Below are 13197 nucleotides of genomic sequence, written 5' to 3'. Positions count from 1 at the left end.
CACCATATAATCTTATAACTGTTGCTATTACACCAGCTAAAACCGCATAAATTATTTGACCTTTTTTTGTCATAGGAGATGTAGTATAGTCAGTTAACATAAAGAATCCTCCTAACAATACACCACCTGCTAAAACTTGGAATAAGGCAAACTCAAGATTAAATCCACCTAATATAAAAGATAAAACAAATATTGTTCCTATGTAAAAGGCTGGCATAATGTAACTTATTATTCCTCTATAAATTAAGTAAACTCCTCCAAGTATTATTAGAATTGCACATGTTTCACCTATACTTCCACCAATATTACCTAAAGCCATATCAAGTAAAGATACTCCACTTTCTTTTAAAGGAGCTAGTCCTGAAACACCTTCTTTCATAAAACTTAATGGTGTTGCAGTTGTAACTGCATCTAGACTTCCACTACTAACCCAGTTTACACCTGTTTTAGTCCAAGCTGTCATAGCAACTGGGAATGATGCTAATAAGAATGCCCTTCCTGCAAGTGCTGGGTTAACAAAGTTATTACCAATTCCTCCAAACACCATTTTTACAACTATTATTGCAAATACTCCACCTAGTATACACATCCACCATGTAAGTGATGCTGGTACGTTAAATGCTAATAATAATCCTGTTACTACTGCTGAAAAATCACCTATTGTACTTTTTTGTTTTGCTATTTTTTGATATAAAAATTCAGAACCAACTGTACCTAATATACAAAAAAACATTACATATAATGCACTAGCTCTAAAGTAATATACTGATGCAAGTGCTGCTGGTACAAGAGCTAATACTACTTGCTTCATTATATAAGAAGTATCTTCATTGCTTCTAATATGAGGTGATGATGATACTATAAACTTGTTTTCCATATTATTTCCCCCTAACCATTATTTGTTAGCTGCTTGCTGTTTTCTTCTCATAACTTGAATTTGTCTCTTAGCATTTCTTATAGATTCAACTAAAGGTCTCCTAGCTGGACATATAAACGAACATGAACCACACTCTATACAATCAAGAGCTCTGTGTTCAGCCGCTCTTCCAAAATCTCCCTTTAATGAATTAGCACTTATATATAGTGGTTGTAAAAATGCTGGACAGACTTCTGTACATCTTCCACATCTTAAACAATTACTTGGCTCATCTATTCTTGCTTCTTCTTCAGATATACAAAGTATTCCAGAGGAACCTTTGTTAGTAACGACATTAGTTGTATATTGAGTCATACCCATCATAGGTCCACCCATTATAAATTTTCCTACTGTAACATCATCTTTGAATCCACCACATTGATCTATTATCTCAGAAACAACTGTACCTACTTTAGTTATTAAGTTTGCAGGATTTTTTATACAGCTTCCTGTAACAGTTGTAATTCTTTCTATTAAAGGCATTCCTGTTTTAATAGTTTTTGCTATTTGTGCTGCTGTACCAACGTTATCAACTACTGCCCCTGCTGCTGCTGGTAAAGCACCTGATGGAACTTCTCTTCCTGTACAAGCATATATTAATTGCTTTTCTGCCCCTTGTGGATATTTAACTTGAAGTCCTACTACTTCTACTTCATCATAATTATTTGCAACCTTAGTTATAGCTTCTATTGCATCTGGCTTGTTAACTTCTATTGCTACGTATCCTTTTTTAACATTTAAAGCTTTCATTATTGCTCTTAATCCAAATACTACATCTTCTGGATTTTCAACCATAAGTCTATGATCTGCTGTAAGATATGGTTCACATTCCGCACCATTTAATATAACAACATCGATATTTGTGTTTGGTGGTGGTGATAACTTTACATGTGTTGGGAATGTTGCTCCACCCATACCAACAATACCAGCCTCTTGTACATATTTCACAATTTCCTTAGAATCTAAATTTTCTAAGTTACCCTTAGGTTGTACACTTTCGTGAATCTCTTCTTTAAAGTTGTTTTCAATTACAACACATAAACCCTTTCCCCCTGGTATATCATGCTGCTCTATTCTAATTACTGTTCCTGAAACAGATGAATGTATATTACTAGATACAAACCCTTGAGACTCACCTATTTTTTGTCCTACTTTCACCTCATCTCCCACAGCAACTATAGGATTTGCCGGAGCACCTATATGTTGTTGCAGAGGTATATAAACTATTTTTGGAGCTTCAGCTTTTCTAATAGCTATTTTATTTGTATACTCTTTATTATATAGAGGGTGTATTCCTCCTTTAAATGTTAAGAGCTTCATTTGACTACCTCCCCATACTGTTTTTAACTTTCCGCTACTATTTATAGTATACTATAATTTTAGAAAAATTTAACAATTGTTAAAAAAATATCCTTTTTCATCTCTGTTTGATAAAGCTTTTAAACTATTATCAATAATTCAATTTAAATAATTAAGTATTTTTAAATCAATTTTATTAAATATCAGCTTCTTTTTTTATACATAAAAAAAAGGTTGATAAACAACCCTTTAACTCTTTATTTCATTGAATTTACAAATACATAATATCCTTGTATTGAAGATAACAATATCCCTTCACTTATATAATTTTTATTCTCATTAGCATTTTTTGAAGATACCAATATATTTTCTTCAACTTCATCTATGTATGAAATTAAATTTTCCTTAAATTTATCCATCTTTGAATAATTAATTTTATCTGTATTTTTCTTTAAATTATCTAAAATTGTGTTTCTGCTTGTTAAAATTTCGTTATAAGTTTCTAGATTTTTCTTCCCTAAATCCCAATATTCAATCTCTTTTTTATAATTTTCTATCAAATCATTCAATCCTTTTGCTATATCTTCCATATAAGAATAGCTATCAGTATATTGTAAAGATAACATTGGAATCTCTATTTTAGTTAAAAAAGCATCCGAAAAATATGTTCTCGTACTTTCTAAATTTTTTCTTACTTTATCTTCTTCGAGAGATGTATATACTTGTACTTTTTTAGTATCATCTAAAGTCATATTTGCAGAAGGAAATTTATACTCTTGCATTACCTCCTCAATTTTTTTCAGATCATTTTGATTTTCTATAGATGCAACTTGTATAGTATATATTGTCATTTCATTAACACTTGCAACTTTTGATTTTTCCTCACTATTTGTCTCTTTATCTTTTTCTAGTTCCTCTAATTCCGATGAAATATTACTTGATGTTATAACATCACTCTTATCAAACAATTTTTTTAATCCATCCCACATGGATAAATTTTTAATACTACTTACAACACTTATACTTTCAAGCTTGTCCTCAAATCCTTTATCTTTTAGGTTTACATATGCATAAGTACCTATAATACATACACATAATGTGATTGTCATACCTTTTGTAACATTAAACTTTTTTCTCTTATTGAAATTTCTGTAAAATTTTCTTTTGCTCATAAGTTGTCCCCTCCTAAATAGTTTTTAATAATATATATTTAGAAGATATCCAAATTATGCCTAAATAGAAAAAACTACACTTATAATTTTAAGTGTAGTTTTTATATCAATCAAATCTTCTTGCTCCTAATAAGACACTTTCATAATTTACAGTCCCTTACCCAAAGTTAAAGCTAGTTCACTAGCTCCTATAACTATTATGCATTTGTCTTGACTATTATTTTCCCAAGTATATTTATTTTTTATATGTGTTTTGGTAATATTTCTATCCAATAGTTATCTGGATCTGCGATGAAGTATATTCCCATTGCTTTATTTTCAAAGCATATACATCCCATTTCTTTATGTAATTCATATGCTTTATCAAAATCTTCAACTTCTAAAGCTAAGTGGAACTCATTATCTCCTAAGTTGTATGGTCTATCCCAATCTCTTAACCAAGTTAATTCTAAGCTATGACCTGTAACTCCATCTCCTAGGTAAACTAATATAAAGCTTCCATCTTCAGCTTCCTTACGTCTTACCTCTTTCAATCCTAATGATTTTTCATAAAACTCTAAACTCTTTTCTAAGTTAAGAACATTAAAATTATTGTGACAAAATGTAAATTTCATATTATTTTCCTCCTAAGTTTCAACTAAAACCATATACATAACTTGTATATTATACAATTATTTTATAATTATATCTTTAATTTTGCAATAATTGGATAGTGATCTGACATCTTTTTCATTAGCACATTATAATCTATAGGCTCTACATCAGAAGATGTAAAAATATAGTCTATTCTTTCTATTCCTAGGGAAAATGTCAAAGTGTTAGACTTATCTAATTCTTTAGCCACATCTACCACATTATTTAAACTTGTTTCAGGTTCGTTAAAATCTCCTGCTATTATGTAAGTTTCATCACCTAAATTATCTATATACTCCTGAACTTCTTTAAGTTGAACTTTCTGTTCTTCTGTATTAGCAGATAAATGTAAATTAATTATATTAACCTTTTTTCCCCTTACATCTATTACTGTATGTAAGAGACCTCTTTGCTCATTTTTACTGGTTAAATATACATGATTTTTACTTATTATTTTATACTTTGAATATGTAACTAAACCGTAACTAGAATTTGTATTCACAACATTAGCTCCATAATGTGAATTCATCCCTAGTTCTTCTTTTAAACTACTCACTTGAAATCCAACCTTAGCTGATTCATTAACTTCTTGTAAGCATATTATATCTGCATCAGAGTTTTTTAAAAAATCTATAATATCAAAAAGTGTAGGAAACATATCCTTATCTACACCACTATGTATATTGTAACTTACTATTTTTATTTCTTGCTCTAAATGTCCTTCGTTAATATTAACATTACTTATGAATATACTGGATATAAATATTATAAAAACTAAAAATATTTTTCTAAAATTAATAAGTAATCAACTCCCTTATAGTACTTTCATTATTCTTCAAAAATTAAAGACGCTATCAGCGCCTTTAAAATTAATGATTTTTTTTAATAACCTTTTCTTTAATGATATAATTTATAACTTTTTTTCTTATATCTTCGGCTGAATCTTCATCTATCACATCAATATCTAATAATTTTGCGATAGATCTCATATCCTCTCTTGTTTTAGATTTATAACTTTCTATTAAATCCCCTTTAATCTTATCAGGCTCTATTACATATTCTTGACTATTTCTACTATATAAAACGTATTTTTTAGAATAAGATTTTCTATTATTATAAATATGTTTAGACACAGTCTTTAATACCTGATTATAAGAATATTTTCTATTAACCTGTACTCCCAAATAATTTGCAAATTTTATTAATTCACCTTTAGATTTGAACATTTCTTGGCTTCTAATTATCTTTCCTACTGAAGCTATATTTTCTTGATATGCACCATATTTTAATACTTTTAAATAGGTTCTATTTACAGTAGATTCTTTACTTATCTTCTTTATATAATTATTAATAATCTTATCTATATTACCCTCAAAGTATTTTTGTGCTCCTTTTTGAGATATATAATTTTCAAGTTCTTTGTGGGCCATATCAAGTATCATATTTTTCAAATCATCTTTATAATATCTAGATTCCATGATACCCCCCCTTCTATATATAAGCAGTATTACTCTCATTTATTATATTCAAATGTTTTTAAGTTGGTGAATTTGCTAGTTTTTTCTTTTTTTATTGTTATTTAATTATATGATTTTTATATAAAATTATTAAATTCTTTTAAATTTATGTATAAATTAATTTGATTTGGAAAAAATACTATTATAAAATCAAACATACTCAATCTCCCCCATTTAGACTTCTATTTTCCCCCATAAATAGAAGTCTTTTTTTCATATAATAATTCTAAATTATACATAATAAGTTTTTAAATTAAGTTTTACCATATAAAAAAATAGTAAACAAAATTTGTTTACTATTTTTAGTACATTAAAATTCCTCAATTATTTTTTTATAAGTTTCGTTAGTATCACTGCTATTTTTTTCATATTTATTGTTTTTTCACTTTCATAAAACTCTCATTAGAGTGAATTAGTTTATAATTCAAATTATTTTATATAAAATCCTGTTAATTTCATATCTTCATTATAACTTATAGTAAATTGAGCTTTTCCATTTTTAAATTTAGCCAAATTAACTACTGTTGCTTGGTTGTCTTTCCCTACTACAGCTTCTTTTTCATATGAATCAAATTCACCTAAATTTTTTTCTATTGGTTCCCATACTTCTTTTAACTTAGCTGTAACTCCTGCATCTATTAGCTCTTGTCCAGATATTTCTTCAATTTTATCATACTCTCCATTACATAACATTTGGATGATATTTTGAGTAGTAGTTTTTAACTCTTCTTCATCAAATGCATCACTTAACTTATTAGTAGAACATCCTACTAATATTAGACAGCTTAAAGCCATAACTAAAAATAATCTTAATTTTTTCATTTTAATCTCCCCCAATAATTTATATTATTCTAAACATTTTTATTATCTAACTTAGCAAATACATATTTAAATCTAAATATGAAGTATAAAAATATTAAAGACAATATTAATAAATATATCTCCATTCCCACAATACTCACATTAAATATTTGTGGTAAAATCACAACTCCTGCATCAACTAATCCATGGAGTAATATAGCTATAAATAAATATCTAATTTTATTAGTCTTTATCCCATATAAAACAATCATAGTAAGTGAAATATGTACACTCATAGTAAGCAGCCTTTCAACGCCCATAATAAATGAATTCATTGTTGTTAAGGATGACGACTGACTAAATACTAAACTTAGTAGTGATGAACTACTATAATCTACTCCACTTTTTATTGCTATAGATCCAAATAAAAATATTACGGCATTAATTCCTACTAATAATAAAGCTTCTATTCCCCAGTGTCCAAAACCAAAGTATAATCCATCTATATACCTATAATTATTTTTCAGGAAATATTTAAATCCTATATATCTACCTACTTCTTCAAAAATCCCTGCTGTTAAGCCTAAAAATATTCCATATAAATATGGATTTAAACTTAGCTTCATGTACCAAATTTGATTAGGTAAAATATAAGATATTATTGGTATTCGTAAAATTATTTGAGATATAAAAAATACTAAAATACCAACTACAAAAGATTTTAGTATTTTCTTTTTTGAAAAAATACAATAAATGAATATTACTATGGGTGCTATTAAGGTTACTATGGTACTAAAACATAAACCCACTATTACTGAATTTTCAATCATAAATGATTCCCCCATTATTTAAATTGGAATTACAACATTAACCTTAAAGTTTGTATTATCATAATCAATGACAATAGTTCCTTCATACTTTTCAAGTGTCTTTCTTATATTTTCAAGTCCTAATCCTTCATGATTTGCTTTTGTACTTTGGATTTTACTATTCTTAATAGTCGGTTTTTCTTTCATTGAGTTTATAATATTTATAACTATAAAATCATTGAATTTATTAACATGAAATTTAATATAACTATTATCCTCAACCTTTTTTGCAGATTCTATTGAGTTATCTAAAAGATTTGCAAATATTGTAGTTATATCTATTTCTTTCATAAAATCTAAGTTAACTTCTCCAATTTTACAATCTAAATCTATGTTTGAATTTCTTATAATCTGAAATTTATCATTTAAAATAATATTTAAAACTCTATTACTCGTATAATACTTTTGATTTAATTCATTAAGCATAAGATGTATATCATTTGTATATTCTTTGGCTTTTTCAGCATCTTTTATTTCATAAAGTTTTTCTATAGATTGCAAATGGTTTCTAATATCATGAATTAATTTTCTTGATTCTTTATATTTATTTTCTAAGTTATCATAGTACTTGTGCTGTAACTCACTTTGTTGATGATATAAATTAACTTCATTTTGCAATGTATTATTTTTTGATATTACATCAAATATATGGGTTACATAAATATTTAAAATTAAAACCAATATAATATTTATTACTAACAATATAGATTCTTGAAGTCCTGCATATATTTGTAATACTGAGACTAAGGTCATTATATATATAACACTAAAAGTAGGTATTACTAAAAAACTTAAACTTTGTCTTTTACTTATATATTTACCTTTTCTTCTATTTATAAAATTTGTGAATAGTTTAATATAAATATACTCTATCATCCTAATCATAAATATCATTGCTATTTGCAAATAGGCCATACTCGTAAAATACACTTCTTTTGTCATAACAATAGTAGGTATCAACCAAGTTAATAGTAAGTCTATAAATAAAAAACAAATTGAGAATACACAGTAATATAGTAAGTAAACTTTAGAATCATTGTATAAGAAGTGGCCAATAATTAATATTCCACTAGTAAATCCAACTGTATTTATTAATAAACTTCCTGAAATAGCTGTTAAAAATAATACTATATTAAAAACTATAAATGCTATTATATAAATAATTTTAGGCCTATATATATTTCTGTCTATTTTTTTCAAAAACTCAAAACAAGTATAAATTATAAATGCACTTCCTATTATGGGTAATATTAAAAATGCAACTATATCAATATAATTATTCATAGCAATTACCCCCTTATCTGTTTCTCAATATGATTACTAATATAAATATTAAGAGAGTTTCTAAATTCTGTTGATTTTTTTTGTGATAAAGGTACTATACTTCCATTCATCATATAGATGTCATATCCTTTTATAGATTTTACATTATATAGATTTACAACAAAACTTTTATGAGGCATTTCAAATCCATATTCTTTCATCTTAGTGCTTATATCTGAAATTTTTTCTTTAAGTATATAAGTTTTGTCATTAGTTTTCATAAGTACTTTTCTAGATTCATATTCAAAATAATATATTTTATTTAAATCAACCCTAACTAATCCTTCATTTGTAATGAACTCCATCAAATATTCTTTATCTTCTACCATATAAGAAAGCGCTTCATTCAGTTGTTCATGTAAATCTTTCTCTTTAATCGGCTTGACTAAATAACCAAAAGCATGAACACTAAAAGCTGAATATGTATAGTCAGTATAATTAGTTACATAAATTATCTTTACCTGCTTGTCATATAACCTTATTCTTTTTGCAGTCTCAATACCATTAATTCCAATCATATCTATGTCTAAAAATATAATGTCAAAGATACTTTTACTTTCTAGTAGTTCTTCTCCACTTTTATATACATATATATCGAAATCTTTTTTCTTATAATCTTCTATTAGTTTTTTAGTTTGATTAAGAATTATCAAGTCATCATCACATATAGCTATTTTAATCATTGGCCAATTCCTCTTTCTTCCTACTTGCTTGTTTAAATTATAAGCTAATAAATAATTATATTTCAATAGATGTGCGTAAGGTATATTTTTTTATGCATAAGTTACAGAAAAAAAAGTAAGTGAAATCAATCACTTACTTTTTCATATTATTTCTTTATATAACACTTACTAAATTAAAACCTAAATCTTCGATTATAGCTTTAACTTCATCCATACTTGCTTCTTCATCCATATCGATTACAGCATATTTACCTTCTAAGTTTACTTCTAAAACTTTTACCCCTTTTATATCTTCTGTAAGAGCATCTTGCAAGTTTGCTACACAATGACTACACTTCATACCTTCAATAGATAATTTCTTTTTCATATAATTTTCCTCCCTTAAAATATTTTATTTGTTCATTTGTAAATTTGAAATTCCTTTGTAAATATCAAAATCATTTGGGTGAATTGTGCCTTCTAATCTTTTGTTTGTAACAATGAAATTATCAAGCACACCTAAACTAATGAATGATGCATTATCAACTACATACTTTTGAAGTTGATTATACACTTTTTTAGTCTCATCCTCTGACTTAGCATTAGCTAAGGAATTTATATAATTTGTTATTTGTGGATCTTTTATATTACAAGCTTGTATTATTCCTCTAGCATCAGGTATACTTGACAAAGAATATCCCAATATTGCTAAATCATAATCTTTACTATTTAATGCTTTTGTCATTTCTTCAGAGTCTAACTCTTCTACAACATTTTTTATACCTATACTATATAAGTTTGCACTTAATATGCTTGCAAATTTAATTCTTTCACTATTATCTTTAGATACTACTATTTTAAGTTCAATGTCCTTTAGCATTTCTTTTATTTCTTCTTTATTTAAATCTGTATTTAACTTTCCTTCGCCAGCATTATCTTCTATAATACCATTTAAACCTTGTGATTTCTGCTTATTTTCATCAGCTTGCTTTTTATCAGATATATCTTGACTTATTTCTTTAAGTGCTAAACCTAAGTATTCTTTTGCTTTTTCTTTACTATATTCTAAAGGTTGTACTTTTTCATTATAGTATTTAGATTTTGTATTTAGAGGAAAATTAGATAAAGTACCATATCCTACATAAGCTTCTTTTAGAATTTTCTCTCTATCTATTGAAGATACAATAGCTTTTCTAAAATCAGTGTTATTTAAATATTCATTATCATAATTAAATACCACCATTTCATAATCTCTACCTTCATAGTTTGTAATATTAAACTCTTTTTTATCTTCAAATTTACTTAGTTCACCTATGTTTACACTTGCAATATCACTATCTAAAGACATTACCATATCAGTTTGTGATTCTTTATCTGGAGCTAATTTTACAAATATATCCTTACGATTTTTAGGTAAATTTCCAAAATAATTTTTATTAACTTCAAGAATCATATATTTTCTATCTACATATTCTTTAATACTATATGGACCATTTCCAACTAAATTAGACTTATACTCTAATAATTCACTTGACTTTAAGTTAGAAAGTTCATTTTTTGAAACAATCGGGAACGTCAACTTATCTATTGCAAAAGGGTCACTTTCATTTAGACTTATTGTAAAGTTTTTACTATCTTTCACATTTATACTTCTGATATTTTTTACTAAATCAAAGTATGGACTTGTTTTATTTTTTTTAATCAAATCAACCGTGAAATCCACATCACTTGATGTTACATCTCTTTTATTATGCCATTTAGCATTTGAAACTAAACTAATATCTATACTAGTTCCATCAGAAGATGTTTCATATTTTTCAACTAAGCTTGGCTCTACATCATAATCTTCATCCATTTCAAATAAACCATCATACAGTAAATTCATTATATAATTTACTGATTTATCTGTATTTAATATGGGATTAATTGTTGTAGGCATTAACATAGTTAAATGAATATAATTAGACTCTTGAATATTATTTTTAACTTCTTCATTATTGTTTTTATTTTCTTCATTTCCTTTACTACAGCCCACAATTGATAGAACTATGGTTAAAACTATTGCCAAAAGTTTTATACTTCTTTTTTTCATTAGTTCCTTCCTTCCTTGCCGTATAACTTATTATATTGTACATAATACTTTTTAACTTTTTCTAAATAACGATCTGTTTCTGGAAAAGGTATTGTATGTATTTCTTCACCATCATGGCTATATTCTTTATCAGATAACCATTTTTTTACATTTCCAGATCCACCATTATAAGACATTATTACTAATTCTGTATCTCCAAACTCTTTATATAATCTGTTAAGATACCAACATCCGATTTTTATATTTGTTTCAGGATCATAAATATCAGTATCTTCACTTAATTCTAACTCTTCGATTGCCCAATCTCTAGTTATATCTGCAATTTGCATAAGGCCCTTTGCACCTCTACGAGATATAGCTTCTTTATTAAATTTACTTTCTGCTTTTATAATACTATAAACTAGATTTTCATCTAAATTATATTCTTTAGAATATTTTTGTACATATATAGAGTATTTTCTAGGATATAAGAATTCATATATCTTATCCTTTTCAAAATATAGTACACTACCTAAGATTATAATAACAGATAAGATTATAATGTTCTTTTTATTCACTCCAATTCTCCTTTATATAATTTATAAGTATAGAAGCTTTTTCTTTCAACTCGTCAAATGTACCTGTATTATCTATTATATAATCTGCGTATTTTTCTTTTTCTGATTGACTCATCTGAGATTTAATTCTACTTATTGCTTCTTCTTCTGTACAATTATCTCTGTTTTTTATTCTTTCTATCTGAACTTTTTCATCACATTTAACTAAAACTAGCTTATCAATATGATTTAAATAATCAGATTCAATAAGCAAAGCTGCATCTAAAATTACAACTTTCTTATTCTGAATCCTTAAATTCTCAATTTCATTTAATATTTTTTTTCTTATCGCAGGATGAGTTAAATTATTTAGTTTAACTAATTCTTTATCATCATTAAAAACAATATTTGCTAAAGCTTTTCTATTTAATGTGTTATCTTCGTTTTTTATAGTTGAACCAAAAATATCAAACACTTGATTTAATAATTCTTTATCTTCAAATATTTGTCTTGCAACTATATCAGCATCAACTATATCTATTCCTTCTTGAATAAATATAGTTGATAAACTACTTTTTCCACAACCAATATTTCCTGTTAAACCTATAATAATCATAAAAACACCTACTTTGTTTCAAACCATGAAGTTCCAACATTTAAGTCCACGTCTAAATGAACATGTAAATTTACAGCTGATTCCATCTCTTCTCTCACTATTACAGATACCTTATCTAACTCCTCTTCAGCAGCTTCAACAATAAGTTCATCGTGTACTTGTAATATTAATTTAGATTTTAAATTTTCATCTTTTAATCTAGTATAAACATTAACCATGGCTATTTTTATTATATCTGCTGCACTTCCTTGTATTGGAGCATTCATAGCAAATCTTTCCCCTTGTTTTCTAACCATGAAATTACTTGAATTTATTTCTGGAATATATCTTCTTCTATTAAATATTGTTAAAACATATCCTTTTTCTTTTCCTTCACTTATAGCTAAGTCCATAACATCTTTTATCTTGCTATAATTTTCAAAATAACTATCTATGTAAGCTTTTGCTTTTGCCACTGGTATATTTAAATCTTGAGAAAGGCCAAAATCAGTTTTTCCATATACTATACCAAAGTTTATAGCTTTTGCTTCACTTCTTTGTAAACTAGTTACTTCATCTATATTAACTCCAAATATTTGTGATGCAGTTTTAGCATGTATATCTTCATCATTTTGGAATGCTTCTATCATATGCTCATCTTCACTCATATGAGCTAACACTCTAAGCTCAACTTGAGAATAGTCTGCATCTACTAGTTTACAATTATCATCTGCTATGAAAACTTTTCTTATCTCTCTACCCATTTCAGTTTTAACAGGTAT

At 26.6% G+C, this 13197-nt stretch carries 15 protein-coding genes; all 15 read right to left on the bottom strand.

Annotated elements, in window-relative coordinates; all coding sequences use genetic code 11:
• Positions 1–877, bottom strand: an 877-nt coding sequence (locus tag J7G74_RS13875) for an RnfABCDGE type electron transport complex subunit D (protein ID WP_297136421.1), incomplete at its 3' end; no start/stop codon positions are given.
• Between the two features lie 18 nt (positions 878–895).
• A complete protein-coding gene (gene rsxC, locus J7G74_RS13870) occupies positions 896–2236 on the bottom strand; it encodes an electron transport complex subunit RsxC (protein WP_297136419.1) in 1341 nt (446 codons plus the stop codon).
• 236 nt (positions 2237–2472) lie between these two features.
• Positions 2473–3387, bottom strand: coding sequence for a hypothetical protein (locus J7G74_RS13865; protein WP_297136417.1), 915 nt, complete (start codon positions 3385–3387; stop codon positions 2473–2475).
• Between the two features lie 242 nt (positions 3388–3629).
• Positions 3630–4001: a VOC family protein gene (locus J7G74_RS13860; protein ID WP_297136416.1), complete on the bottom strand. Its 372-nt coding sequence runs from the start codon at positions 3999–4001 to the stop codon at positions 3630–3632.
• A 68-nt stretch (positions 4002–4069) separates the two neighbouring features.
• Entirely contained in the window at positions 4070–4750 is a 681-nt protein-coding gene (locus tag J7G74_RS13855) for an endonuclease/exonuclease/phosphatase family protein (RefSeq protein WP_297136423.1), read from the bottom strand.
• Positions 4751–4889: 139 nt separating this feature from the next.
• Positions 4890–5498, bottom strand: coding sequence for a hypothetical protein (locus J7G74_RS13850; RefSeq protein ID WP_297136414.1), 609 nt, complete (start codon positions 5496–5498; stop codon positions 4890–4892).
• A 468-nt stretch (positions 5499–5966) separates the two neighbouring features.
• Positions 5967–6359, bottom strand: a complete 393-nt coding sequence (locus tag J7G74_RS13845; protein ID WP_297136413.1) for a DUF3887 domain-containing protein — start codon at positions 6357–6359, stop codon at positions 5967–5969.
• 29 nt (positions 6360–6388) lie between these two features.
• A complete protein-coding gene (locus J7G74_RS13840; RefSeq protein WP_297136411.1) occupies positions 6389–7168 on the bottom strand; it encodes a YhfC family intramembrane metalloprotease in 780 nt (259 codons plus the stop codon).
• An 18-nt stretch (positions 7169–7186) separates the two neighbouring features.
• Positions 7187–8491, bottom strand: a complete 1305-nt coding sequence (locus J7G74_RS13835; RefSeq protein WP_297136409.1) for a sensor histidine kinase — start codon at positions 8489–8491, stop codon at positions 7187–7189.
• A gap of 5 nt (positions 8492–8496) precedes the next feature.
• A complete protein-coding gene (locus tag J7G74_RS13830; RefSeq protein WP_297136407.1) occupies positions 8497–9213 on the bottom strand; it encodes a LytR/AlgR family response regulator transcription factor in 717 nt (238 codons plus the stop codon).
• Positions 9214–9367: 154 nt separating this feature from the next.
• A complete protein-coding gene (locus J7G74_RS13825; protein ID WP_297136404.1) occupies positions 9368–9580 on the bottom strand; it encodes a heavy-metal-associated domain-containing protein in 213 nt (70 codons plus the stop codon).
• Positions 9581–9604: 24 nt separating this feature from the next.
• Entirely contained in the window at positions 9605–11284 is a 1680-nt protein-coding gene (locus J7G74_RS13820) for an ABC transporter substrate-binding protein (RefSeq protein WP_297136402.1), read from the bottom strand.
• Positions 11284–11841 (bottom strand): lytic transglycosylase domain-containing protein, encoded by a 558-nt coding sequence (locus J7G74_RS13815; protein ID WP_297136401.1) that lies wholly within the window; start codon positions 11839–11841, stop codon positions 11284–11286. The genes J7G74_RS13820 and J7G74_RS13815 overlap by 1 nt, the downstream gene beginning before the upstream one ends.
• Positions 11834–12436: a dephospho-CoA kinase gene (gene coaE, locus J7G74_RS13810; protein ID WP_297136399.1), complete on the bottom strand. Its 603-nt coding sequence runs from the start codon at positions 12434–12436 to the stop codon at positions 11834–11836. Before coaE ends, J7G74_RS13815 begins: the two co-directional genes overlap by 8 nt.
• Positions 12437–12444: 8 nt before the next feature.
• The coding region (locus tag J7G74_RS13805; protein ID WP_297136397.1) for a DNA polymerase at positions 12445–13197 on the bottom strand (753 nt) is incomplete at its 5' end.

The sequence above is a fragment of the Terrisporobacter sp. genome (assembly GCF_017888745.1).
Classification (GTDB): Bacteria; Bacillota; Clostridia; order Peptostreptococcales; family Peptostreptococcaceae; genus Terrisporobacter.
Note: the sequence above shows the minus strand (reverse complement) of the source record. Positions and strands in the feature narration are given on the sequence as shown.

Coding starts and splice junctions, on each gene's coding strand:
- rsxC (WP_297136419.1), bottom strand. CDS start 2,236: ATGAAGCTCTTAACATTTAAAGGAGGAATACACCCTCTATATAATAAA.
- J7G74_RS13865 (WP_297136417.1), bottom strand. CDS start 3,387: ATGAGCAAAAGAAAATTTTACAGAAATTTCAATAAGAGAAAAAAGTTT.
- J7G74_RS13860 (WP_297136416.1), bottom strand. CDS start 4,001: ATGAAATTTACATTTTGTCACAATAATTTTAATGTTCTTAACTTAGAA.
- J7G74_RS13850 (WP_297136414.1), bottom strand. CDS start 5,498: ATGGAATCTAGATATTATAAAGATGATTTGAAAAATATGATACTTGAT.
- J7G74_RS13845 (WP_297136413.1), bottom strand. CDS start 6,359: ATGAAAAAATTAAGATTATTTTTAGTTATGGCTTTAAGCTGTCTAATA.
- J7G74_RS13840 (WP_297136411.1), bottom strand. CDS start 7,168: ATGATTGAAAATTCAGTAATAGTGGGTTTATGTTTTAGTACCATAGTA.
- J7G74_RS13835 (WP_297136409.1), bottom strand. CDS start 8,491: ATGAATAATTATATTGATATAGTTGCATTTTTAATATTACCCATAATA.
- J7G74_RS13830 (WP_297136407.1), bottom strand. CDS start 9,213: ATGATTAAAATAGCTATATGTGATGATGACTTGATAATTCTTAATCAA.
- J7G74_RS13825 (WP_297136404.1), bottom strand. CDS start 9,580: ATGAAAAAGAAATTATCTATTGAAGGTATGAAGTGTAGTCATTGTGTA.
- J7G74_RS13820 (WP_297136402.1), bottom strand. CDS start 11,284: ATGAAAAAAAGAAGTATAAAACTTTTGGCAATAGTTTTAACCATAGTT.
- coaE (WP_297136399.1), bottom strand. CDS start 12,436: ATGATTATTATAGGTTTAACAGGAAATATTGGTTGTGGAAAAAGTAGT.